Raw genomic sequence first — 23,511 nt, 5'->3', positions numbered from 1 at the left:
GCGTCCCGCGCCGGAGCGCGGGCGTCCGCCCGGCCCCGGCCTGTCGCCGGTACGGTGAACGCCTGGCGACCTGGTCCCCGTCGGCTGGAGGTGCCCATGGTGTCCCGCGTGGCGAGCTGGCTGGGGCTGGTCGGCCACCTGTGCACGCTGCCCTTCTACCTGGCGAGCGGGCTGGTGGCGCCACTCTGGGCGGTCCTCGTCCTTCTCGTGGTGTGGGCGGGCCTGCTGGGCGTCGCCGTGCGGGTCGTTCGCGGGCGCTCGGCCTGGGGGCTGGGAGTGCCGGTGCTCGCGGTGGCCGTCTGGCTCGGCGCCGTCTCGGCCGGGGAGGCGTTCCTGGGATGGACGGGCTGACCCCGGGTGACAGGCGCCGGACGGCAGGCGCCGTACGGCGGGCGCTGACGCCGGGCAATGACGGGCTGACCTCGGGCGGCAGGCGCCGTACGGCGGGCGCTGACGCCGGGCAAACGATCCGCTGACGCGACCGCCGTCATGCTCTCCTCGGAAGGAGGCGGCGGTGGACCGGTGGGAAGAGGATCTGGCGGAGTTGGGTGGACGGGTACGGCACTGGCCCGCGGGCGCGGTGCTGTTCCGCGAGGGCGACCACGCCGACTGGGTCGTGTCGCTGCGATCGGGCAGGGTGAAGGTCACCTGTTCGACCGCGGCCGGGATCGAGGTCGTGCTGTGGCTGCTCGGTCCCGGCGAGTTGCTGGGGGAGTCGTCGGTGCTGGGCGAACGGATCCGCCCCGTGTCGGCCACGGCGCTCGAACCGGTCACCGGGCTGTGCCTTCCCGCCGCGGCGTTCGCGGGGCACCTGCGGGCGCGGCCCCTCGTCGCGATCTCCCTGGTGAAGCTGCTGGGCCGGCGGCTGAGGGACGCCGAGGACAAGCTGGCCGAGTTCAACTCCTTCGACACGCTGGGCCGCGTGACCAGGCGTCTGGTGGAACTCGCCGACCGGTTCGGGGCGCGTTGCCCGGCCGGGCTGCGGATCACTCTCCCGTTGTCGCAGCAGGAGCTGGCGGGATGGACCGGCTCGTCCCGGATCGCGACGGCCAAGGCGCTGCGCGTCCTGCGCGACCGTGGCTGGATCGAGACCGGCCGCAGGGAGATCGTCATCCGGGATCTCGACGCCCTCCGGCGCCGCGCCGCAGGAACGCCCTCCGCCGCAAGCGACCTCAGCGCCGCCGGATGATCCCCTGAGATGCCTGGTGTCGTCGGTACGGCCGGGCGGAGAGGCCCTTCAGCCTGGCCGGGCGAGTGGCGCGGTGCCCAGGTCGGCGTGGAGCCGGGCGGCCGCCTCCGTCTCGCCCAGGACTTCGAGCGACCGCGCCTCGTCGAAGGCGATTCCCAACCGGCGGGCGGCGGCCAGGGCGCCGGTCGCGGCCCGTCCGGCCGCCGCACGCCGGCCGGTGACCTGATGCACCAGCGCCGCCGCCCAGCCCATGCGGGCCGCCGCCGACGGCGTCAGGCGGGTCAGCCTGTCCATGTGACGTAGCACCATCGCGACGGCGGGATCGTCGGCCTCCAGCGCCCAGAGGACCTCGGCCAGCCCCGCCCACGCTTCGAGGGTGCCCCTGAGCGGCATGTCCGGCCGCGCGGCCGTGCGCAACGCGTCGTCCATGGCCAGGCGGGCGGCGGCGGTATCCCCGCCGAGCAGGTGGAACCGGGCGCGGGCCACGCCGAGCCGTACCCGCTGGATCGTCGGGATCTTCGCGCCGGCCCGGGCGAAATGGTCCTCGCCGAGCGCGGGCAACGCCAGTGTCGCCTCCTCGGCGGCCTTCAACACCGCGCCCACGCCGGAGGTCTCCTGGTCCGCGAGCCGTAGCAGCGCCTCGGCCTGTCCGGTCAGGCACCAGTAACCGGACAGCTCTTCCCCCATGCGCGCGATCGACGCCTCGGCCACCGCCGCCATCAGCGGCGCGGCGGCCGTGTAGCGGCCCCGCTGGATCTCCAGGTCGGCGAGGAGCCCGAGGCAGTGCTCCGCCAGGCGGGGATCGGCGGGATGCCGGCGGGCCAGGGTGAGGACCCGCTGCGCGGCGGTGAACCGTCCTTCGGCGGCCAGCCGCAGCCCTCGCGCGAGGCGGGCGCGGGAGACCGCCACAGGGTCCGCGACCTTGGCGATCTCCTCGTCGGCGAGACGGCCGTAGTAGCGGGCCGCCGTCTCGAAACCAGCGAGAGCGGTGACGACGGCGAAGTTCGCGTAGGCTTCGGCGCGTTCGACGGCCCCGCCCGCCCGCTCCGCCGCGTCCAGGTGGCGCACCACGCTGAGCAGCATCGTGCCGCCCTCCTGCCGGTGGTAGCCGAGTTCGGCCAGGACGGACAGGGTTCGCGCGGCCTCGGCGGCCAGCTCGCGCGCGGGCTCGTGCCGGGCGACTCCGCTCAGCGCGGTGGCGCGGTGGACCACCTGACGGGTCAACGCCGCGGCGACCGCCCCGGCCTTTCCGGCCCGCGTCGAGGGCAGCGGGCGATCGGCGACCGCCAGCGCGTCCCTGAACGCTCCCAGGCTCTCCGCGCCGTGCTCGAACTGGAAGTGCGCGATTCCGGCCAGCCGGTGCCATCGGGCCGCCGCCGCCCGCTCGCCGCGCACCGTCGCGATCATGTCGGAGGCCACGGACAGCGCTTCCGCGTAGCGGTGCCGGCGCAGGCACAGCGTCCAGTAGTCCTCCGCGAACGCCGCCCGCTCGGCGTCGGTGAGCCGGTGGACCAGGTGCCGCCAGGCCTGCCGGATGTCGTCGATCTCCGGCTCGAACTCGTCGAGCACGGCCCGGTCGGCATGGTCGCGGAGCCGGCCGGCGCGCTCCCGTAGGAACCGGGCGTACCAGTGGGCATGGCGGACCCGGGGCGACTCGTCGGTCAGCCGCGCGACCGCGCACTGCCGTACGAGCTCGTGCACCCGGTACCGGCCGTCGTCGTCGCGGCGCACCAGCGAATGATCGGTCAACCGTGCGACGGCCAGGACGGTCGTGGCCGCGACCGCGATCCCCGCGGGGAGCGTGAAGCCGCCGGCGAACACCGAGACGGCGGCCAGGGCCCGCTGTTCACAGGTGGTGAGCAACTGCCACGAGGTGTCGAAGACGTGCTGCATGCTCGCGTGGCGCGCGGCGGCCGCCGGTGCCGGATGCACCAGCAGCGCCGCCGGAGCCTCCGCGGCGCGCTCCGGCGGAGCGTGTGCCTCCAGCTGGTCGGCGATCTCCTCGCAGGTCATCGCCCTGGTCAGCGTCGCGGCCAGCTCGACGGCGAGGGGCAGTCCGCCGACGGCGCCGCAGATGCGGTCGAGCGAGCGCGCGTCGGGGTCGATGCGCGGGTCGAGGCTTCTGGCACGTTCCACGAACAGTGCTCGCGCGGCGGCCCCGCGCAGGACCGGCACCTCGTGGACGTGCTCCGCGCAGATGCCCAGCCGGCGCCGCGAGGTCGCCAGGATCCGTACGGCAGGCGCCACCGCCAGGATCGCCCCGGCCAGCGGGGCCATGCCGGGCAGGTGCTCGAGATTGTCCAGGACCAGGACCAGGTTCCGGTGCCGGACGGCGGCGAGCAGCAGGTCGCGGGCGGGCCTCGGCGGTGTCAGGTCGACGCCGGCGGCCTCCGCCAGCGTCGTCACGACCACGTCCGTCCCACTCGTGGCCGCCGCCCGGGCATCGGGCGACCGGACTCCGGCGAACGAGACGAACAGCACCTCGCAGTCGGTTCGTTCGGCGACGGCGACGGCCAGCCGGGTCTTGCCCACGCCACCCGGACCGGTCAGCGTGAGCAGCCGCACCTCCCGATCACGCAGCTTCGCCGACACCCTCTCCACCTCGGCCTCGCGGCCGATCAGCCGGGTCAGCGGACGCGGCAGCCCGCGCCGCGCGGCCGGTCCGCTCGCCGGGGCGCCCCGTGATTCCCGGCGCGCACCCGCTCGGGGCCCGGCGGGGGCGATCCGCTGCCGCAGCGCCTCGGTGCGGGGGTCGGGCGCGACGCCGAGCTCCTGGTCCAGCGTCCGGCGGCAGGCCTCGTACTGCGCCAGGGCGCCCGCGCGGTTGCCCGTCGCCCAGAGCGCTTCGATGATCAGGCGATGCGCGCTCTCGTCCAGCGCGTCGACGTCCAGGACCCGGTGCGCCAGCCGTACGGCGTCCGCGCAGTCGCCCCGCTCCCGCGCCGCGTGCGCCCGCGCGCTCAGCGCCTGTACGGCGGCGTGCCCGGCCTGCCGCCGGCGCTCGGCCACCCAATCGTCGAACCCTGGAGCGTTCGGGACCGCGAGATCGTCCAGGAAACCGCCCCGGTAGTCCGCCGGCACCGTGCCGTTCTCGACCAGGTCGGCCCAGTCCAGCGAGTACGGCCGGCCGCGGTCGAACGCGACGTGGGTCCGGCTGATGATCAGATGATCGCCCACGGCGCGGCGCAGCTCCATCAGGGCGAGCCGCAGGCTTCCGCGTGCCTTCGCCTCCGAGCGGTCGCCCCATAACAGCCCGGCGAGGGCGGATCTGGTGTGCGGTGTGCTCTCGACGATCAGGTAGAACAGCACGGCCCGCGCCTTCACCGATGTCACCGGCACGGCGGAACCGTCCCCGGCGGTCAGTGACGAAGCCCGCAGCACACGCACATGCAAGTCGTCCATCCGCGACCCCCGTCGGCATGACCCCGTGCACGTGCCCCGATGCTACATTCGCCGCGGGGCCGCTCATAGGTGTTCATGCCGAGAAAGTCGCCGCATTCAGCTCGCGAATACGGCAGGCAGCGAAGACATTCCGATTTCCGGAATTCGGATGAACCGCATCCTCGCGTGCCTGCCCTCGTCCCGTTTCGTCAGTCGACCTCGTACACGATCGTGTATTCGGCGCCGTTCAGATGGTCGAACTTCTCGACCTGGATCCCGGCACCGGCCTCGCTGGAGCTGACCACGACGCTGCCCAGGAAGTCGTCGTTGCTGCCCTTGTCCACGTCGAACAGCTCCATCGTGGCCGTGCTGGAGAATTCGAACGTCGTCCCCGTGAGGATCTCCGTGTCGCCCTTGCCCATCTTGCCGGGCCCGAACTTGCTCACCCCGTTGATGAACAGCTGCGGCTCGTCCTCGCCGACGCTGTCCTGCTTCTTGTTGCAGGTCAGGGAGATGAGCTCGATGGTGTACGTCGTGGCGCCCGTCGCGGCGGTCGCCGCGGTCGCCGACGCCGCCGGCAGCAGCGTCGCGCCCGCCAGCGCGGCGATGGCGACCGGCAGCGCCGCCCATCGAAGAATTCCGTTCATCGCTTTTCCTTTCCCCCTCGGGCACGCGCCCGGGTGCTTTTTCGGAACAGCACCAGTGCATCCGAAAGAGCCGGCGAGGTCTGTCTCGCCGGATACACAGCGATGGTGTTCTTCGATACAGTCGGCCGGCCGGAAAAGGCGGCCGTCGTCCGAAAAGCCGTTGTCCGAGGAGTGGCGCGGTCGCCGTCACGAACCGTTCGGCGTCGTCGATCCACGGATGGTGTCCCGCGCCCGGCTGGACGGCGACCTCGGCGTTCGCGAAGGCGGGGGTCGCGTGCTGCGTGGGTCAGGTGCGGGCGGGGGCAGGGGTGGGGCGGCGGTCGCGGCGCAGGCCGTACAGGGCGAGGAGCAGGCCGGCGCCGGTGAGGAGCGCGCCCACGAGGTAGATCGAGCGCAGCCCGGGACCGCCGCTGATCACCTGTCCGCCGAGCCAGCCCGCGAAGGCGGCGGCGACCTGGAAACCCGAGGCGTTGACCGCCACGGCGAGGGTCGGGGCCGTGCCGGCCGTGGTCAGGACGCGGGTCTGCATGCCCGGGATGATCGCGAACGCCAGCACGCCGATGGCGAAGGTCATGATCGACGCGGCCACCTGGTTGCCGCTGACCAGCCAGAACAGTGCCAGCGTGCCCGCCAGGACAGCCAGCAGCCCGGCCTGGGCGGCATTGGGTTGGCTGCGTCGAGACATCAAGTCGTTGCTCCTTCCGCGTCAGCCAACGACCGGCGCATACCGGCGAACGAGAGAAGACTGGAACCCTGCGTGAAACCCGCTGCGCACGCGAAGGGGCCGCCCGTGAACGAATTACTTGACGTCATCGCCACCTGGTTCGACGGCCATTCGACCACCAGCATGGTGGTGTGGGGGTGGCCCATGCTGGTGTGGGGCCGCGTGGGGAAGGTCATGCTGTACTTCGCCGCGCTGTCCATCGTTCTGGACCTCCTTGACCCCGAAAAGCTGCGGGAGCGGGGCGGCGGATTGAAGGTCCGCGCTACAGACGCCCTCTCCCGTGCCCGGCTTAGGTTGTCTCAAGCTGGCGTGGCCGGCCTCTCCACGAGTATCCGGGGGCACTTCATGTCCACCTCCCCAGGCGTCTCCCATGACCAGTGGGGGATAACCGGCCAGCGCGGCGACCGCCACAGCGCTGTGTACAGTCGTCCGGATTACGTCCCCCGCGCGCTGGGTTGCTCGCTTGAGGAGTACCAGGCATTCCATCGAAGCGTCATCGCAGAGCTGGCCCGCGTCCACTCATGCGACGGCGAACACGACGGTCTGTGCCCAGCACAGCGTGGTCACATTCAAGCGCGGATCGACTCGTTCCTGACGGAGCACGTGCCCAGTGATCGGCGCCGGTACGTGGAGGCGATCCGGAGCTGGCTGCTCGCCAAAGCAGCGTGGTGGGCGCTGATGGGCGCGGCCGAGATACTCCTTGGCGCGCTCCTGCACCGCGCTCGGCCGCTGCATGTGTTCCGCTGGGCGGCGTTCGCCCTGGTCCTGATCGGCGGACCGCTCGACATGCTCGCCGCATGACGGCCAGTAAGGGGTCCAGCCCGTGATCACCGAATCGGAATGTTCATCAGGGCACAGCGGGTAGGCGCCCCACGCCGGGCATCACTTCGACTGAGTCAGGACAGGCGCCATCGGTGCGAGTGCCCAGGACCACCAGTCCGCCGCGGCCGACCGACCGACGACACCACCGCCCGCGTAGCCGGGGTGGCCCGCCGGCGACGTCGGCGCCAGCCGAGCCCATCTCACTGTGAGGACCCGCCTTCACCCAGCAGCAGGAGAGCTACACAGCGAGCCTGCTGGCCGACCAGTTCGGCGAGCTGGAGGTGACCGACGACGACGCCGAGCGCATCGAGGCCGCGCTCATGCGCGTCATCACCACGGCGGGGCAGGCCGGGGCGCTGACCATCGGCCTGCAGCGTGAGACCCGAGAACGCGGCGTGCCCGCACTGCAACGTGCTCACTAACGCTGAGTGGGCGCGCCCGTCCGATGGGATGGGCGCGTCGACCTGCCGCCAACTCGCCGACAAGATCGAGAGAGCGATATTTTTAAAGCACTTGGACAATCGAGGTAGAGTGCTAAATGACTGCACTTTCGGATCTGGATCCGAGAGCGTATGACGCGGGAGGGCCCCGCGGTGGGTAGGTTCGCGAATTCCGTTTCCCACCACGAGACCCTCGGCGGAGCGGCCCGGCTACAAGCCGGGCCCTTTTCCGTTCAGGAGCCAGTCCGCGGCGACGAGCACCGCCCGCGCGCCGAGCATGACCAGATCCCAGAATGGAGGAGGCGCTGGCGGTGCTGCGGGAGTCGGTTGCTGCCGGTGAAGAGAACGCCTCCTTTATGTTGGCCTTTCAACTGGCCAGGCTGGGCCGGGCGGCAGAGTTGCGAGAGCTAGCTGACGCCGGTAACAGAGACGCCCCCTGGCTGTTGGCCAAGCTGCTGGACCGGCAGGGTCAAGAGGAGGAGGCGCTGGCGGTATGGCGGGAGCTGGCTGGCGCCGGTGACGAGAGCACCTCTTGGGAGTTGGCCGCCCTGTTGGCCAGGCTTGGCCGGGAGGAGGAGGCGCTGGCGATGTGGCGGGATCGGGAAGCCGCCGGTGACAGCGACGCTTCCTGGCGAGTAGCCGCTCTGCTGGCCGAGCCGGGTGGAGGAGTTGTGGGAGCGAACCCAAGCTGGTTATAGGGACGCCGCCCAAGGGCTGATCAAAACGTTGCACAGGCTAGGCCGGGTGGAGGAGGCCAAGCGGCTCCGCCACCACGGCCTGGACGCGGCCCTCGGAGTGTGAAGGAACGGAAACGTACGCTAAGCCGGTTCGCCCAGCTCACCGAGGGTGCGTGATCGTCTTCAGGTAGAGAGCGCTGGCGTACGTTTCCGTTCCATCGCACCGGGGGTTCTGGAATTCGCTAACACGGCTTCAGCCCCACCGAGCGCCACAGAGCCGCTGACCGACATCCGCCCCTTGACCACGTGCACGGGCGCGTACGCGTCCAGCACGGACGGCACGCTCACGTCGCCCGCGTGCAGGATCGCGTCCTGCGCCGCGCAGCCGGTCGGCCACCGGAGGCGGGCACGACCTCCAGCGGCGCGGCGCGTGCGTGTCGGACAGCACCACGACGTTCATGGGTTGCCCCTACCCGTCAGCCGGCTGCCTGCCACTGCTGCCGCTGCCCCTGGTACGGCTGTCCCTGGTACGTCGTGGCGGTCAGAGGATCACGCCTTCCTTCATCACCAGCGTGCGCGGCGGGTGGACGACGACCGCCTCGGCCGCCCCGCCCGCGGGGACCACGACCAGGTCCGCCCGGTGGCCCGGGGCCAGGCCGTATCCGGACAGGCCGAGCGCGCGGGCTCCGCCGTACGTCGCCGCCTCCAGCGCGAGCTCGATGTCCTCGTCGCGCCTGAACGTGCTCCGGTAGGCCAGGTGCATCGCCCGCTCCAGCATGTCGCCCGAGCCGTACGGCCCCCACAGGTCGCGGATGCCGTCATGGCCGCACGCGACCGTGACCCCGGCCGCGCGCAGGACCTTCACCGCGGGGACGGGGAAGCTGTAGACGGCCGCCGTCGCGATCGTCACGCCCGCCGCCGCGAGCTTCTCTGCCAGACGGCCCTGCTGGGTCTCGTCGGCCTGGCCCATGGCGTAGGCGTGGCTGACCGTGACCCTGCCGCCCAGCCCGGTGACCGCGGTGCGCTCGGCGATCAGCTCCAGCTCCCACATGCCCAGCGAGCCGCCGTCGTGCAGGTGGATGTCGATGTGCGCGCCGTACGCCTCGGCGAGCCCGAAGACGACGTCGAGGTGACGGACGGGGTCGCGGTCGATACCGGCGGGGTCGAGGCCGCCGATGGCCTCGACGCCGCTCTTGAGTGCCTCCTCCAGCAGGGCGGCGGTGCCGGGGTTGGTCAGCAGGCCGTGCTGGGGGAAGGCGACCTGCGTCACGCTGACGCGGTCGCTCAGCGCCTCGGCGGCCTGCCGTACCGCCTCGACGCCGCGCAGCCCGACGGCGGGGTCGACGTCGGTGTGGGTGCGCACGTGCGTGGTGCCGAACGCGCTCATCCGCTCCAGCAGGGCGATGACGCGCTCGACGCTCGGCACCCCCAGCTCCGCCCTGCGGCCCAGATCGTTGGACATGCGCCCGGCCAGCGTGTCGTCGGCCGAGTGCGGCACCCACGGCCCGCCGTACAGGGTCTTGTCAAGGTGGCAGTGCGCCTCGACGAGACCGGGCAGCACCAGCTGGCCCGAGACGTCGACCACGCGCGCCCCCGGTGCGTCGGCCGCCGCACCGATCCCGGCGATGACGCCGTCGCGGACCAGGACGTCGGCCGGCTCGTCGAGACCCCAGGGGCGGCCGCCGCGGAGGAGGGTGTCAGTCATGGCAGCACCCTAGTGTTCCTGGTTCGGAAATCTCGCTCTTACCTGGAGCTTCCGCCCGGCCTGGGGACGTGCCGTCGGAGCCCGCGAGGTAGTGGTGCAGGTGGCTGTCGCCAAGCAAGGTGCCTGGGCAGCTCACCGCCGCCCAGGCCGCGGCGCAGACCGCCAACCAGCAGGCCGCGGCCGCCGAAGCCCGAGCCGCCGACCTGCTGTCTGGAGCCACTGAACATGACAGTGGGGCCTGCGGCTGACCTGGGCACTGTCATTTCGACGGGCGTCGAAATACCAGCATTCGCGTCATCGAAGTTGACAGTACCCAGCCGAAGATCATGCGTGCGTGGTTGAGGGCTATAGCTCCAGGCTGCGAAGTATCTGGCCGGAAGTTGCCGGCGCAGCCTCCAGACGGGTGTCTCTATCTGTTCTCCTCACCGCGAGCGGCAGCGTAGGAGAGTTCGGATGCGGCAGCCCCGTCGAGCCATTGGCTGAGCGCGGTTGCAGCCTCGGTGATGTCGTCGGCGCCCATCCTCCAGCACAGAGCGGTTCCTCCCTGCTCTCGGAAGGCGGCGCAGTTGTCCTCTCGGTCATCAATGAGCAGCGCGTCTTGGAAGGACATGCCGTGCCGGCTCAGCCAAGGCCCGAAGAATCCGACGATACTTTCGCTCTTGAGTACTGCGACGTCGCTGGAACAGATCATGTCGTCGCAGATGAAGGCCCATTCGGCCAACGTTGCCGCCGGATGATGGCCTGCCGGGCGCTGGGTCTTGCGTACCCGCCTGAAAGTGTCGGCGAAGCAGTCCGCGTTGTCGGTGGACACGACGATCGAGGCACTCGTCTTGATCTCGCGGAGCATCTCGAACAACGGAACGTTGACCCTCATCCGGGCGCAGTCGGCCTGTAGCCGGCGCTGGAGGAAGTCGTCGCGGAACCGGCGGTCCAGCCTGATGCCCATGCCTGCGATCACCTGAGCGGAGGACACCTGACCCTTCATCCAGGCGTGGGCCCCCTCGCCGGTGAAGATCAGCGCAAGGCTCTCCACGAGTTGCGAGTGAAGCGGATGCCGGGCGTTGTCTCGGATGGACGCCCAGAAAGGGTCGCAGGAGAGCACGCCGTGCCAGTCAACGAATACCACTCGGTCGGGGTGTGGCACCTGCTTCATCCCTTGGTTCCTCCTGTTGGTGAGCATGTTGCGGCGACTTCAGTGAGTCTGAACGCCGTGCGCTCGAAGCCGCGAGATGATCAGCTCCCGGAGGTCGCGTTCTTGAGCGGCGGCTTCGTGACGCCCGGTGCGATCGGCGGCTGCGGCCCAGCGTTCGAGGACGTCGATCGTGAGAAGCCATTGAGCGATCGTGAGCTTGGGTTTCACGATCTCGTCCGGCGGCGGCCACGAACCGGAGCCCGGAACGCCCGGTGTCCAGTGGGCGATCTGAGCCCAACCGGCCCTTCGGATGCTGCGCGCGAGGTCGGCCCGTCGGCGATTGCCGCTCACCGTTTCAACGCTGGCGTCATTGTCCATGGATGCGTCGATGAGCCCCCACTGGCGGAGAGGCATCGCCATGATCAGGCCAGCACTCATGTCGGCATGGTGCCGAGATCACGAAGGGTGGTCAAGGCGATCAGTAGGCCCCGGGTATGGCGGCACCAAGGGCAGGGCGGCGCAGGTGCTGTGGGGTGATCATGACATTGGTGATCCGACTGGCAATCGCCAGGGCCGCCGGGATGGCGTTCTCGATGCGATCATCGGCAGCTGGATCAATGCCAAGCTCACGAAGGTGTCGATTGAGCCGGTCAGGATCTGCGCCATGCCTTCGTCTGGGGAAGGTCGGGTCGATGTCGGTGAGGTATGCGCCGTCAACGGCGTAGGCAAGGCGGTGCCGGGCGGCGTAATCATGTCGCATTACCGCCACTGCCTGTCCGCCGTCGCGGGAAAGAGGGCAGAGGGCTTCCATGTGCGAGGCTCGCCAGCCGCAGTCCTCGATGGCGATCGTCCAGTCCTCGATTCGTCTCACGGTGATGATCTCCGGCCCTTCCGGCTGAGAGTAGTCCTCGTCCGTGATGAGCCGAATGTCGTCGTCTGCGGCCCCGATCCGGCGAAGCACCTCATGCTCGTCGAGCCCGTGGACGAAGACGATGGTGTAGATGTCGCCGAGCCCGCTGCCCTCTTCCCACCCGTAATCTTCTGGCGACGGGCCGGGAGTTCTCGCGGTGGCGCGGACCATCTCGAACGTGCTCGCCTGCTCGAGGATCTCGGGATGGGCGGCAAAGAAGGCCTCGGTGATTTCTGGAGCTATCCGGCCACGCTCACTGACCGGGTAGCCGTTCGCTCTCGCCCAGTCCCGGATCTGGGTGCGGCCGAGCTTGGGCGTCCGGTAGGTGACGCGGAGGGGGGTGAAGTCGGCATCGGACATGATCAGAAACTACCGATAGATTTGATGCCCTGTCTGCCCTGCGCTTCTCCCGGCGGGCGCGACCTGGGGAGATGTAACCCTCTCCCAAGGGCGTAGTCCTTCGCCAGCCAGGAGCAGTGCTGCCTCGGGCAAGTCCAGGTCTTCGACGGTCTCAGGCGGGTGCAGGTGATGAGGCGCGCCTGGTTCCCAGAGGGCAAGCGGTTTGAGCAGTGCCGGATCGACGGTTCTCATCTTGAGGTGGTTGAGGACCCGGCTGGTGACCGCGGTGGGGTGATAGTCGTCGCAGTATTCGTGCCAGAGGGTGCCGGCCCAGGGGTCGTAGCGGCGTTGGTCCATGAAGAAGCGCAGCGCGTCCAGCAGGGTGCCGGTGAAGCTGAGTTCGTCGATGATGAGCATGGCAGCGGCGCTGAGCAGCGGTCCGGGCTGGTAGTAGAGCAGGTCGCCGCAGCGTTCGCGGGCGGTGGGTCCGGCGGTGAGGGCGAGTTGGTCACGCAGGCGGCAGAACTCGTGGAAGGTCCACCAGAGGTGGACGTCGGCGCCGATCGGGAGCATTTCCGGGGTGCCGAAATAGATCGCCAGGCGGAACAGCAGCTCATAGAGGTCCCAGAACGCCTTGGTGGGTTCGATGGGTCCATCGCGTGGACGGTGCAGCCGGGTGAGGAGGTCGCGCTGGATGCGCAGCAGTCGCTCGTCTCCGACGGGCTGGCTGGGAAGCCGGGCGAGTTTTTGCCGGCAGTTGCGGGTGCCAACGATGCGCCCCTGCGGGCCGAACGGTCCGTTGCATTCGCGCCGGTAGCGCGGGGTGTCACCGACGCTGATCCGGCTGTGGCAGCTCGGGCACCAGCCGGTCAGATAGACGCGGTGGATCGGGCAGATCACGCAGGGCAGCAGGTGCCAAGCAATGCGCCAGATGGGGTCGGGCCCCGCCAGACACTGGGGGCAGACGGCCGCGGTGTCGGCGCGCCAGGGCCAGGGTCGGGTGCTGGTGGTGCCGGTCCAGCTGTAGGTGATGAACTGGCCGCCCTGGCTCATCAGTGCCATGCGCATCATGGCGCGGGCCCGCAGGCCGGTGGCGTCGCGCAGGTTCTCAAAGACGTACTCGCCGTCGAAGATGGTCAGGAAGTCCTCGCCGAGGGTGTAGCGCTGCGGGGTGTAGGGAGGAAGGCCGAGGAGCGACGCGACGGTGTCGCGGCTGCTGTGCTGCGCCTCGACCAGGCGAAAGAACCAGGAGTGGAAGGCCTCGCCGTCCGCCGGTGGCGGCACCAGGGCCAGCCGGCGCGGCGGCGGCCGGTCCGGTTGCCGTTCCTCGAGTTCGAGGTTGTGCCGGATCATCCGGTGCTCGCGTCCTGGCCGGAGGCGGGCGGGGCCTTCTTGGTGCGGCGCCGTGCAGCGGTCTGGCGGCGGGCTTTGGTCTTGGCGTAGTCGACCTCGTCATCGTGGCCGAGCACCACGCTGTCGAGGATGTCGCGGGTGAGCGCTTCGACGCCGGTGTCCATCGCTGTGTGCGCGGCCTCTTTGAACAGCATGGCCAGCGCGCCGATGTAGCCGGAGGTGCGTTCGTGCAGGTAGCGCCAGTGGTGCAGGGTCAGGTCGCCGGGTGGGTGATCGAGCAGGATCAGGTTGCTCTCGAAGTGACGCACCAGCGACATCCAGGTGCGCTGCTGCTCGCGGGTGGCGATCGGAAACGGGGCCAGATGCTGCAGGTCGGCGAAGCGGGAACCGAACTGGCCGGCCCGCCCGCGCTCCTGTCCCTGCGCAGTGCTGCCTGCCTTGCCCGTTCGGGTGCGGGGCGGGGCGCCGTCGGTGAACAGGTTGCATCGCTCAGTAGCCGGAACTTGGGCGCGGCCATCAAGGCCGCGATGTAGATGGTGGTCCACTCCCCAGCGGCCGACAGCAGGTGAACCTCGCTGCCACCTTGGCCGACCACCTGGTGGCGTTCGTCGCCGAACCAGACCCACGTGCCCTTGGCCAGCCGACGGCCGCCGGCCTCGTCCGGCTCGCTCATGGGCGTGCTCCGGCGTCGCCGGCCGCCGCAGCGGCCCAGACCAGGGTGGTGTCCTCCAGCGGGTGGGAAAGGTCCGCTGCCAGTTCGCCGGTCCAGCACAGATGCAGCACGACCGCGCGAGCCACCAGCGGTTCGGCGGTGAAGCTGACCAGCTGCCCCAGCGGCACCGGCTCGCCGGCCAGCGACAGGAGCTGCGCGCGGTAGTCGCTCACCCCGACCATCTCGCGGCGATAGCCCGCCAAGGCCAGCACGTTGATCGTGCGCTGCCGCCCGGGCGGCTCGCCGACCAGCTCATAACCCCAGCCCGCCACCGCGCAGCAGGCCGCCACCCGCTCAGCGGTCGCCAGCACTTTGGCGTCGTTCAGCCGGTTCGGGTTCTTGACCTCCATCACCGTCGCCGAGTTGTCCACCCGGCGGACGAACAAGTCCGGCGTGGCCTTCCATGCGCCGCGATTATCCACGCCGGACAGCTGCATCGGCTGGCCGGAGAAGCCGGTCACCTCGGGGTCGAAGTCCAGCATCGTCATCCAGACGCTCTCCAGATACGACTCGCACTCGATCATCCGGTTCGTCGTGGACGACCAGTGCGTGCTCGGCGTGTGCGCCTGATCGGATCGGTGCGGGATCCGCCGGATCGCGGCGCAATTCTCGAACGCCACCTCGACCGCAACGTCCAGCGGAAGCTGCTCTTCCTGCCCGTCCGGATGCAGAAAGCGGACCCGGACGCTGCGTAACTGCAGGTCGACAGCCTTCATCACGCCTCCCGAGACCATAAGAAGCGGCTGCTCGCATTCATTCAGAACGTCAGCACGCGGAGCAGAATCGTGTGACGAAGGTCACGTTAGCGTCCCATGGCCGACTTCGTCCTCACTTTCCGGCCAAGCATCTCTGGCCACCCCCGTTGGCCCGTTCACTGGCGGCGGGCCTGCCCACTGAGCACGGCATCCAAGGCTTCTCTGAAGACCGGCGGCAGAGCGACCAGCGTCAACAGATCTGGCCGCCGCTCCTTCCATCGGATTCGCGCGGCGGCGGCCAGTGGCATCAACCGGGCCTCCAGCTCCGACTCGCTTTCCGCCGTGGCCACCTCCATTGCCACCGCCAGCAGTCCCGCAGCAACCAGCGCCGTCCGCGGAGCCATCCCGAAGCGGCCCACCGGCCCGGCCCGGTTCCACCGCTGTCCACCAGTCTCTGCGGCCAGCGCGCCCTGACCATCCAGGGTCGCATCCAGCCGAGGGAGAACCTCCGGCACCCCCAGCCGGACCAGCATCGCCGTCGCTTTCAAGACCGCGAACCACTGACCGGCACCCACCTCCCGACCTGCGATCAGCGCAGGCCGGTGGTGCGTTGCCACCTCAAGCACGAGGTGTTGCTGATCAGCGAGTTTGCTACTCACCGAGCTCGAGCTGATCTGGGGGATCGGCTGATCGCATACGGCCCCGCTGAGGAGCGCGCCGCACCGCAATGGGGCCGGCATCCGTGAGCGAGACAGACGCGCAGGCTGGCCGGCCGGACCTCGGCGCACGGCAACGCGGCATCTCGGGCAAAGATCCACCAGCAGCGTCCGATGCTCGGGACAAACCGCGGCCCAGCCCAGCTTCCACCAGGCCAGCCACACTCCGCCCGAAGCCGCCAGGCACGTCGGGCATACTCGGCTGCCGAAGAACTGCACCCACTCACGGCCCTCAGCCCGGCGCACTGACTCCTTGTCGCCCACGCGGACGCCTGCCAGATCCAGGACCGAGCCGTTGAACATCTCCAGGTGCATCCCATGCACGACCTCGGAGCCCACCCCTGTAGCAGCCTCGATCGCCCTGCACGTCTCCGGCGTCGTGACGACGCCGTACGCCAGTGAACGGACATCACTCGCCGCGTGTACATCCAGCCCCAACGCCTCGACCATCGCCCACGGCGGACATCCGTTCCGCAGGGCCATCCGATCAACCCACGACGCGAACGACTCGCCGGACGCCGGTGCCACCGCCAGTCGCCGTGGCCAGACCGCCGCCATACCGCGCGGAACCTCCTGCCGTACACGCCGCTACTGTCAACTTCGGTGACGGGCTTCCATGTCCACTTCCACTTGCCGTGACGGACTGTCGTCTTCAAGGCCGCTAGACACCTGCTGCAGACCCTGCGAGACCAGCGCACCTGAGAGGGGAGCCGTTGCCGCGTCAATACGCTCTTGACAGCTGGCGTGCGCGCGAGGCCACTTCGCTCAGCGCGCTCGCAGGCACGGCGTGCCCTTCGCGGTCGCTACCTTCACACGACGAGGTTTTCCGGGCAGTCGGCGGCGTGGACTTGTTCGACGATCACGTCTTCCTCGCTCCACAGGATGAGCGTCTTGCCGTCGGTCAGGGGGAACGTGGCCTGGCAGGCCGGGTGGGCCCATCGGGTCGGCAAAGACCTGCAGGAGACCGCCTCGGATCTGGCCAGGATCGCCGCCCGGCCGGGCCGCTCGTGCACCGCCGGCTTCGGGGTGTGCCCCGAGCACGGCAACGCCCTCACCTCCACCGGTGGCACGATCCGCAGCACGGCCGCCGGGTGCGGACGCAGCTGGGGCTACGATCGCGTCGGCATGCCGTGCGCCGAGCACGCCACCCACCGCGTCACCGACGCCGGCGGCGGCCGGGCGCTGGTGTGCGACGGCCACGCCGTCGACGCCCGCGCCCGGCTGGACGGCGGCCGCATCGAGCCGCTGTGAGCGTGCCCGGGACTGCCCGCAGCAGCCCCGGACACACCCGGCCTGGCCGAGGGGTTGGACGCCATACACGCCAAGAACGTGGTGCACCGCGACCTCAAACCCGCCAACGTCATCCTCACCGCGGACGGCCCCCGCCTTATCGACTTCGGCATCGCCCGCGCCCTCGACGCCACCTCCCACACCCGCACCTCCACCGTGCTGGGCACCGCCGCGTTCATGTCCCCTGAGCAGGCCACGGTCCAGACCGTCGGCTCGGCCTCGGACGTGTTCTCCCTCGGCTGTGTGCTCGCGTTCGCCGCGACCGGCCACAGCCCGTTCGGTGAGGGCCCCGTGCACGCGGTCGTCTACCGGGTCGTGCACGAGGAGCCGAACCTGTCGGACCTGCCCGCCCCCCTGACCGCCCTTGTGGCCGCCTGCCTGGCCAAGGACCCCGCCGCACGACCCACACCGCGGGCGCTGCTGGACGAGCTGGCCGCCCTCGCCCCGCACGACCCACAACGTGCTGATGAGGCCTGGCTGCCGGACGCCGTCACCGAGGTCGTCACCCTGCACGCGACGCGCGTCCAGAAACCGGGCACCCTACCGCCTACCCCTTATGCGAAATCCACCGGGAACACACCTGCGAAGAAGGCATGAGGGTGGATAGTCGGGTGGAAGGGTGCGGCGGCCGGGCTCGCCCTTCTGGCTCTCGCCCCCGCTGCCGTCGTGCTGCACGACGGCGGCACAGATCGCTTCTCCGCCTGGGTGAATCGTGCGCTTAGCGACCCTGGCGTGCGCGACCTCGAGGTGCGGGACTGTGCCGCCGACGTCGACGGCTCGTTGGTCGAGGTCCCCTGCGACTCCGCTGACGCCGAATACAGCGTCATCCTCCAAAGTTACTGGGGGCCGGGCTCGACAGGCCCCAGCGATCCGAGCGAGAGCTGCGAGGACAGCAACAGCGTGAAGGATTGGGACCGTGTGGTAGAGACCCCGAGTTACAACCTCTGCTTGGTGCGCATCCCTGGGGACTGAAGGCGGGCCACCGATCCAGACACGGCAGGGTCGCGGGGGAGCCGAGCCGGGTGGTCCCGCCCTTGCGTTGCGCAGCACCGACACCGCCATGGACGCCCTGTTGGAGGCCGAGTTCGCTGCCTCCACGTGCGCTGACCTCGGACGGGTGGACGGGCGACAACGACGCTAGGCTTGGGGATATGACGAGTCGGCCGGACCTGTCGGTGGATGCCCAGATCGACCGTGACCTGTGCAAGCTGGTCCACCAGGTGCAGCGACTCGACATCCATGTGCGCCGCGTCGCCGACGAGGTCGGCCTGACCCCCACGCAGGTGGTCGCGCTGCGCGAGCTGTCCGAGCCGATCACCGCGCGCGAGCTGGCCGGCAGGATGTTCTGCGAGCCGTCCAACGCGACCTTCGTCCTGGATCGGCTGGAGCTGCAGGGCCTGGTCCAGCGCCTGCCGCACCCGACGGACCGGCGGGCCAAGCGGATCGTGCTCACGCCGGACGGCGAGCGGTGCCGGGCCGACGTCGTCGCCCGCCTGGGCACCCAGTCGCCGCTCACGGCGCTGGCCGCCGACCAGCAGGAGGCCCTGCGCGACCTCCTGCGGGCGCTCGTCCAGTAGGGCTGCGGCCTGCCTGTTCTCATCCGGGCTTCGGTGTGCCCGGAAAGCCTGCCGGCGTCGTCGATGCGGTCGGATCATCACCAGTGGATGGAAGCGTGGGGCTTGACCTGAGGCGCGATCTCGAATAATGATAATTCCGACCGTAATAGTAGAGAAACCCGGAAATGGGGATGCCGTGCGCGCGCTCATCCTGCTCGGCCTGGTCGGCTTCGCCGCCCAGCTCGTGGACGGCAGCCTGGGTATGGCCTACGGCGTCACCTCCACCACGCTCCTGCTGGCCGTCGGCGCCAACGCGGCCGCGGCGTCGGCGACCGTGCACCTGGCCGAGATCGGCACCACGCTGGCCTCCGGCATCGCGCACTGGCGGTTCAACAACGTCGACTGGAAGGTCGTCGCCAAGATCGGTATCCCGGGAGCGGTCGGCGCCTTCGCGGGGGCGACGTTCCTGTCGAGCCTCTCGACGGCGGCCGCGGCGCCGATCATGTCGATCATCCTGCTGTCGCTCGGCGCCTACATCCTGGTCCGGTTCACCGTCTTCGGGCTGCCCCGCGCCGACTTCGGCAAGCCGCTGCGCAAGCGGTTCCTGGCGCCGCTCGGCCTGCTGGCCGGGTTCGTCGACGCCACGGGCGGCGGCGGGTGGGGCCCGGTCGGCACGCCCGCCATCCTCGCGAGCGGCCGGCTGGAGCCGCGCAAGGTGATCGGCTCGGTCGACACCAGCGAGTTCCTCGTCGCCCTCGCGGCCAGCACCGGTTTCCTCGTCGGGATCGGCTCGCAGAACATCGACTTCACCTGGGTCGGCGTCCTGCTGCTCGGCGGCATCCTCGCCGCGCCCATCGCCGCCTGGCTGGTACGGCACATCCCGCCGCGCATCCTCGGCTCGGCCGTGGGCGGCGTCATCATCCTCACCAACCTGCGCACGCTGCTGCGCAGCGACTGGATCGCCGCTCCCGGGGGTGTGCAGACCGTCGCCTACCTGGCCATCGCGCTGATCTGGGCCGGGGCGATCACGCACTCGGTTCGCGCCTACCGCAGGGACAAGGCCGCCACGCTGGTCGAGTCGCTCGAGGTCGAGCTGCGGCCGCGCGAGAGCGAGCCGGAGACCGCGCGCACGCCCGCCTGACCGTCCGACGGGTCGGCCTGATCGTCCGACGGGCCCGCCTGACCGTCCGACGGGTCGGCCTGATCGTCCGAGGGGCCCGCCTGACCGTCCGACGGGTCGGCCTGATCGTCTGAGGGGCCGGTGTGATCGTCTGAGGGGTCGGCCTGGCCGCCCGACCCGGCCTGGCCGCCCGACCCGGCCTGGCCGCCCGACCCGGCCTGATCGTCCGACGGGCCGGCCTGACCGCCGCCGGGCCGCGCGGGCACCGGGCTCGGCGATTGCCCGGTCCTGGACGAGGTGAGACAGCGGAACGGATTCCGGTTCCCGCCTGGTGATCAGGCGTCCCCGGCCCGACGGCAGGGGCGGCACGATGTATCGCACACTCCTCGCGAGCGCGACCGCCGCCGCCCGGCTCGGCGTCCTCGGCACCTCGCCGGCGGCCGGGGCGGAAACGGCAGCCTCGCCGCTCCCTGCCACGGGGAGCTGGGCGCGCGCACCTCGGGGCGGATCGTCGGCGCCGACGGCGTGGGCGACCCGTTCGACGACACGGAGGGCCGTGAGATCGACGGCGGTTTCACGCGGTCGGCGGCAGGACCTGGGGGAGCCGTCCCGTTCGTCAAGCCGGAGCCCGGGGCGAGTGCTGTGCCACGGGCCGGGTGAGCGTGGCCCCGAACCCCTACGTCCCGACGCGACCGCGGACCTGGTTCGGCCTGCTCATCGGCACACCCGGCTACTCGAACATGGTCACGTACATCGACGAGGTCGTCTCCGGCCCCTACCGGCCCTGACCTTCCCAAGTGCGGCGGGTGACAGGGCCGGTACCCCAACGGGTGGCTCCGCCGTGTGGTTCGCTCGTGCTAAATTTTGGCCAAGTGGTCAGAAATTGAGCTGACCGGCCAGAGTGGGCCCCCGCAAGGAGACGGAATGAGACTCGAACTTCGGCCACCCCGGCACCAGGTCGACCCGCGAGCGGTCCGGTGGTGGACGACCCAGGCGCTGGTCCCCGTCGTGCCACCGGTTCTCGTGCTGGGCCTGCTGGCGTTACTGATCCCGCCCGCCCGGGCGTGGCTCCTGCTGTCGCTGGCCGTGGTGGCGGTGCCCGGCGTGGCGTACGCGGCGATCATGCCGCGCCGGCGTTACCGCGTGCACCGGTGGGAGACGACCGAGGACGCGGTCTACGCGGCCTCCGGCTGGGTGTGGTACAAGGCGCGGGTGGCGCCGATGTCGCGCATCCAGACCGTCGACACCGTGCGGGGGCCGCTGCAGCAGATCTTCAAGCTGTCCGGGGTGAAGGTCACCACGGCCTCGGCGGCGGGCTCGATCACCATCCAGGGGCTCGACCACGTGCTCGCCGCCGACCTCGTCGAGCGGCTCACGGCCAGGACGCAGGCCGTCCCGGGGGACGCGACATGACCGGGCACGACATGGTAGGGCGGGACATCACAGGGCGGGACGTGACCGGGCGTGGCGCGGAGGGGCGTGACGTGTCCGGCGGGTGGGAGCGGCTCGACCGGCGGACGGTGGGGACCGGGCTCGGCTGGGTGATCGGCCCGGCGATCCCCGCGACGGCCGTCGTCGCCCTCGCGGGGCCGAGCCCGCGGACGGTCATCCCGCTCCTCGCCCTGCTGGCGGTCTTCGCCGGCATCGCGGTGCTCGTCACGCTCCGCTACGCCACCACCCGGTTCCGCGTCACCGACGAGCGGGTCGAGCTGCGCGCCGGGCTGCTGTTCAGGCGGCACCGCTCGATCCCGCGCGACCGCGTCAGGGCCGTCGACCTCACGGCCGGGCCCGCGCACCGGCTGTTCGGCCTGGCGGTGGTGCGCGTCGACGCGGGCGAGCAGCAGGCGGGGCTCCGTCTCGACGCGATCGCCGGACCCAGGGCCGAGCACCTGCGCCGGCTGCTGCTCGGCGGGGGGACGGCGGCGCAGCGGGACAACACGCTCGCGGCCCTGCGCCCGCGCTGGATCGGGTTCGCGCTGCTGAGCAGTTGGACGCCGCTCATCGGGCTGGCCCCGTTCGGCGCCTTCTTCCGCGTGCTGGACATCTTCGGAGTCGAGCCCGCCGAGGTCGGGTTCCTGCGTGACGCCTGGGCCGCGGCGAGCGCGACTTCGCCGGCGCTGCTGGTCGTGGCGGCGGTCGTGACCGTGACGGTGATCGGGCTGGTGGGCGCGCTGGCCCTGTACGTGGAGGTGTGGTGGCGCTTCCGCTTGTCGCGCGAGTCCGACGGCGCCTACCGGGTACGGCGCGGCCTGCTCACCACGCGGTCGCTGTCGCTGGAGGAGAGCCGGTTGCGCGGGGTCGAGCTGGCCGAGCCGGTGCCGCTGCGTTGGGGCGGCGGCGCCAGGCTGCGCGCGCTGGTCGCCGGCATGAAGCCCGACGACAGCGAGGAACGGACGTCGGCCGCGCTGCTGCCGCCCGCGCCCCGGGTGACCGCGCTGCGGGTTGCCGCGCAGGTTCTCGGCGGGCCCGCGCTGGAGGTGCCGCTGCGCCCCCATCCGCGGGCGGCGCTGCGGCGGCGGCTGCTGCGGGCCGTCTGGCCGCTCGTGCCGGCGGCGCTCGCGCTGGCCGGGCTCGGGGCGTGGCTGAGCTGGGTTCCCGGCGCGCTGTGGCTGTTCGCTCCCGCGTGCGCGCTGGTGACCGTGCCGCTGGCCGTCGGCGCCTATCGCAGCCTCGGGCACGGGCTGGCCGGGCCGTACCTGGTGACCCGGTACGGCGCGGCGCTGCGCAGGACGGTGGCGCTGCGCAGGGACGGGGTGATCGGCTGGACGTTCGGCACGTCGCCGGCGCAGCGGCGCAGGGGGTTGATGACGCTGACGGCGGCGACGGCGGCGGGGGCGTACCGGGTGAAGGACGTCGGCGTGGGGGAGGGCGTGGTGTTCGCCGAGGAGGCGGTTCCCGGGCTCCTGGCTCCCTTCCTCGTCTCCAGCGCCTCCCCGCCGGCGCCGCCGCGTTCATGAATGAGACGGAGGCGCGGCGACGAGGACCAGCGCGCCACCGTCCGGCGGGTGCAACGCCCCGCATGCGACCGTCCGTCGGGCCCGGCGGCGGGCATGCCACCGTTCGGCGTGCGTGGCGGCGGGCAGCGCGGCGCCGTCCCCCGGCGCGCGGCGTGCCGGCCCGGACGGCTCAGAAGAGGCGCTGGCAGCCGTAACCGGTGATCCCCGTGGGCGTGTCGGCCTCCCCTGAGGTGCACAGGATGATGCGGGTCAGCTGGAACGGCGACCAGACGGCGAACGGTTCGAGGATCGGCCCCTGGGCGGGCGCGCCGTCGGTGCCCTGGCAGTAGGCGCCGGTCAGCGTGCCGTCCTCGCCGAGGTTCACGATGACACAGGTGTAGGTGGGGGTCGCGGCGGCGTGGGCGGGCGAGACGGGGCCGAAGAGAGCGAGGAGGGCGAAGCCGAGCAGGGCGACAATGATCTTCACGGAAGATTCCTTCCTGAGAGAGTGATCAAGCGGGTGGAGTCATGGTCAACGACCCCATGTCGGCAATGTAGTATTCGCTCGATCACGCAGCGTAGTCGCCACGAGGGGGAGTGCTCAGGTCATCGGCCAGGCGTCCTGATCGGCCAGGCTGAGCACCAGCGCGGCGATGTTCCACGCGTCGTCCTCGCCGCGATGGTGGCGTCCCTCCAGGGGAAGTCCCGCGATCCGCAGGGCCTCGGCCATCCCCGGCCGCTTGCGCAGCCCGTGCGCCTCGGTGAAGACCGCCTTGGCGTTGGTGTGACGGCGACTGAAGGGGTAGGCCGCGCCGGTGGCCGCGCACTGCCGGGTGAACTGGTGGCGGTCGTAGTCGCCCCAGCTCGCCCACGGCCGCGACCCCGCCGCGTGCTCGGCCGCCAGCATCCTGCACGCCTCGGCGAAACCCGCTCCCGTCTCGACCTCGGCCTGGGTGAGCCCGGTCAGGTCGGTGCAGAAGGCGCTGACCGTGGACCGTGCCGGCCGTACGAGGATGCGGTGGCGGGAGCGGCGCTCACGCGTGCGGAGGTCGACGACGGTCAGCCCGATCTCGATGATCTCGCTGACCGATCCCGGCGGCGGCCGGCCGTCCCAGCAGGTGGCCTCGACGTCGACGACGTTCAGTTCCATGTCGGCGAGCGTAGAGA

General features: G+C 70.9%; 27 protein-coding genes. 14 read left to right on the top strand and 13 right to left on the bottom strand.

Annotated features, from left to right (window positions below; translation table 11 throughout):
- The first annotated feature begins 108 nt into the window (after positions 1-108).
- The 3 genes from ACWEVS_RS01000 to ACWEVS_RS00990 are packed head-to-tail and all read left to right on the top strand — an operon-like array spanning position 109 to position 1,189.
- Positions 109-351, top strand: a complete 243-nt coding sequence (locus ACWEVS_RS01000; RefSeq protein WP_452549340.1) for a hypothetical protein — start codon at positions 109-111, stop codon at positions 349-351.
- Complete coding sequence (locus tag ACWEVS_RS00995) at positions 339-476, top strand: hypothetical protein (RefSeq protein WP_452417136.1); 138 nt, start codon at positions 339-341, stop codon at positions 474-476. Before ACWEVS_RS01000 ends, ACWEVS_RS00995 begins: the two co-directional genes overlap by 13 nt.
- Positions 477-514: 38 nt before the next feature.
- Positions 515-1,189 (top strand): Crp/Fnr family transcriptional regulator, encoded by a 675-nt coding sequence (locus ACWEVS_RS00990; RefSeq protein ID WP_452549338.1) that lies wholly within the window; start codon positions 515-517, stop codon positions 1,187-1,189.
- A 48-nt stretch (positions 1,190-1,237) separates the two neighbouring features.
- Here ACWEVS_RS00990 and ACWEVS_RS00985 read toward each other — a convergent pair whose 3' ends face one another.
- From ACWEVS_RS00985 to ACWEVS_RS00975, 3 genes are all read right to left on the bottom strand, one after another.
- Complete coding sequence (locus ACWEVS_RS00985; protein WP_452549336.1) at positions 1,238-4,528, bottom strand: ATP-binding protein; 3,291 nt, start codon at positions 4,526-4,528, stop codon at positions 1,238-1,240.
- A 251-nt stretch (positions 4,529-4,779) separates the two neighbouring features.
- Complete coding sequence (locus ACWEVS_RS00980) at positions 4,780-5,217, bottom strand: hypothetical protein (protein ID WP_452417132.1); 438 nt, start codon at positions 5,215-5,217, stop codon at positions 4,780-4,782.
- Positions 5,218-5,503: 286 nt separating this feature from the next.
- Positions 5,504-5,902 (bottom strand): hypothetical protein, encoded by a 399-nt coding sequence (locus ACWEVS_RS00975; RefSeq protein ID WP_452549334.1) that lies wholly within the window; start codon positions 5,900-5,902, stop codon positions 5,504-5,506.
- 105 nt (positions 5,903-6,007) lie between these two features.
- Between ACWEVS_RS00975 and ACWEVS_RS00970 the strand changes: the two genes are divergently transcribed.
- From ACWEVS_RS00970 to ACWEVS_RS00960, 3 genes are all read left to right on the top strand, one after another.
- The gene (locus ACWEVS_RS00970; protein WP_452549332.1) at positions 6,008-6,742 is read left to right on the top strand and encodes a hypothetical protein; all 735 of its coding nucleotides are present in this window, start codon (positions 6,008-6,010) and stop codon (positions 6,740-6,742) included.
- Positions 6,743-7,044: 302 nt separating this feature from the next.
- A complete protein-coding gene (locus ACWEVS_RS00965) occupies positions 7,045-7,185 on the top strand; it encodes a hypothetical protein (protein WP_449920335.1) in 141 nt (46 codons plus the stop codon).
- A gap of 311 nt (positions 7,186-7,496) precedes the next feature.
- A complete protein-coding gene (locus ACWEVS_RS00960; RefSeq protein ID WP_452549330.1) occupies positions 7,497-7,901 on the top strand; it encodes a hypothetical protein in 405 nt (134 codons plus the stop codon).
- 520 nt (positions 7,902-8,421) lie between these two features.
- On the opposite strand, the gene ACWEVS_RS00955 is transcribed toward ACWEVS_RS00960, so the two are convergent.
- The 8 genes from ACWEVS_RS00955 to ACWEVS_RS00920 all read right to left on the bottom strand — a co-directional run bounded on the left by ACWEVS_RS00955 (position 8,422) and on the right by ACWEVS_RS00920 (position 16,000).
- Entirely contained in the window at positions 8,422-9,585 is a 1,164-nt protein-coding gene (locus ACWEVS_RS00955; protein WP_452549328.1) for an amidohydrolase, read from the bottom strand.
- Between the two features lie 409 nt (positions 9,586-9,994).
- Positions 9,995-10,738 carry a hypothetical protein gene (locus ACWEVS_RS00950; protein WP_452549326.1) on the bottom strand — a complete coding sequence of 248 codons (744 nt, stop codon included), beginning with the start codon at positions 10,736-10,738 and terminating at the stop codon, positions 9,995-9,997.
- Positions 10,739-10,777: 39 nt separating this feature from the next.
- Complete coding sequence (locus ACWEVS_RS00945; protein WP_452549325.1) at positions 10,778-11,155, bottom strand: hypothetical protein; 378 nt, start codon at positions 11,153-11,155, stop codon at positions 10,778-10,780.
- Positions 11,156-11,195: 40 nt separating this feature from the next.
- Positions 11,196-11,987: a DUF6461 domain-containing protein gene (locus ACWEVS_RS00940; RefSeq protein WP_452549323.1), complete on the bottom strand. Its 792-nt coding sequence runs from the start codon at positions 11,985-11,987 to the stop codon at positions 11,196-11,198.
- Positions 11,988-11,996: 9 nt separating this feature from the next.
- Positions 11,997-13,319 (bottom strand): TniQ family protein, encoded by a 1,323-nt coding sequence (locus tag ACWEVS_RS00935; protein WP_452549322.1) that lies wholly within the window; start codon positions 13,317-13,319, stop codon positions 11,997-11,999.
- Positions 13,316-13,864: a hypothetical protein gene (locus ACWEVS_RS00930; RefSeq protein ID WP_452549321.1), complete on the bottom strand. Its 549-nt coding sequence runs from the start codon at positions 13,862-13,864 to the stop codon at positions 13,316-13,318. Before ACWEVS_RS00930 ends, ACWEVS_RS00935 begins: the two co-directional genes overlap by 4 nt.
- A 124-nt stretch (positions 13,865-13,988) precedes the next feature.
- Positions 13,989-14,747 (bottom strand): TnsA-like heteromeric transposase endonuclease subunit, encoded by a 759-nt coding sequence (locus ACWEVS_RS00925; protein ID WP_452549319.1) that lies wholly within the window; start codon positions 14,745-14,747, stop codon positions 13,989-13,991.
- A gap of 155 nt (positions 14,748-14,902) precedes the next feature.
- On the bottom strand, positions 14,903-16,000 hold the full coding sequence (locus tag ACWEVS_RS00920; protein WP_452549318.1) for a TniQ family protein: 1,098 nt from the start codon (positions 15,998-16,000) through the stop codon (positions 14,903-14,905).
- Between the two features lie 324 nt (positions 16,001-16,324).
- On the opposite strand from ACWEVS_RS00920, the gene ACWEVS_RS00915 reads away from it, so the two are divergent.
- From ACWEVS_RS00915 to ACWEVS_RS00880, 8 genes are all read left to right on the top strand, one after another.
- Positions 16,325-16,693: a hypothetical protein gene (locus ACWEVS_RS00915; protein WP_452549316.1), complete on the top strand. Its 369-nt coding sequence runs from the start codon at positions 16,325-16,327 to the stop codon at positions 16,691-16,693.
- A gap of 54 nt (positions 16,694-16,747) precedes the next feature.
- A complete protein-coding gene (locus tag ACWEVS_RS00910; RefSeq protein ID WP_452549314.1) occupies positions 16,748-17,329 on the top strand; it encodes a serine/threonine-protein kinase in 582 nt (193 codons plus the stop codon).
- Positions 17,330-17,398: 69 nt separating this feature from the next.
- Complete coding sequence (locus tag ACWEVS_RS00905; protein ID WP_452549312.1) at positions 17,399-17,704, top strand: hypothetical protein; 306 nt, start codon at positions 17,399-17,401, stop codon at positions 17,702-17,704.
- A 179-nt stretch (positions 17,705-17,883) separates the two neighbouring features.
- The gene (locus ACWEVS_RS00900; protein ID WP_452549311.1) at positions 17,884-18,309 is read left to right on the top strand and encodes a MarR family winged helix-turn-helix transcriptional regulator; all 426 of its coding nucleotides are present in this window, start codon (positions 17,884-17,886) and stop codon (positions 18,307-18,309) included.
- A 175-nt stretch (positions 18,310-18,484) separates the two neighbouring features.
- On the top strand, positions 18,485-19,429 hold the full coding sequence (locus ACWEVS_RS00895; protein WP_452549309.1) for a sulfite exporter TauE/SafE family protein: 945 nt from the start codon (positions 18,485-18,487) through the stop codon (positions 19,427-19,429).
- 635 nt (positions 19,430-20,064) lie between these two features.
- Entirely contained in the window at positions 20,065-20,196 is a 132-nt protein-coding gene (locus ACWEVS_RS00890) for a hypothetical protein (RefSeq protein ID WP_449920343.1), read from the top strand.
- A gap of 136 nt (positions 20,197-20,332) precedes the next feature.
- Positions 20,333-20,821, top strand: a complete 489-nt coding sequence (locus ACWEVS_RS00885) for a PH domain-containing protein (protein WP_354906064.1) — start codon at positions 20,333-20,335, stop codon at positions 20,819-20,821.
- Entirely contained in the window at positions 20,818-22,365 is a 1,548-nt protein-coding gene (locus ACWEVS_RS00880; RefSeq protein WP_452549307.1) for a PH domain-containing protein, read from the top strand. Before ACWEVS_RS00885 ends, ACWEVS_RS00880 begins: the two co-directional genes overlap by 4 nt.
- Positions 22,366-22,534: 169 nt before the next feature.
- Here ACWEVS_RS00880 and ACWEVS_RS00875 read toward each other — a convergent pair whose 3' ends face one another.
- Positions 22,535-22,831 carry a hypothetical protein gene (locus ACWEVS_RS00875; protein ID WP_354906060.1) on the bottom strand — a complete coding sequence of 99 codons (297 nt, stop codon included), beginning with the start codon at positions 22,829-22,831 and terminating at the stop codon, positions 22,535-22,537.
- A 114-nt stretch (positions 22,832-22,945) separates the two neighbouring features.
- Positions 22,946-23,494 (bottom strand): exonuclease domain-containing protein, encoded by a 549-nt coding sequence (locus ACWEVS_RS00870; RefSeq protein WP_449920351.1) that lies wholly within the window; start codon positions 23,492-23,494, stop codon positions 22,946-22,948.
- Positions 23,495-23,511 lie beyond the last annotated feature (17 nt).

The organism is Nonomuraea sp. NPDC003754 (assembly GCF_053605785.1).
The sequence above is the reverse complement of the archived record's forward strand: the minus strand, read 5'-3'. Positions and strand labels throughout refer to the sequence as shown.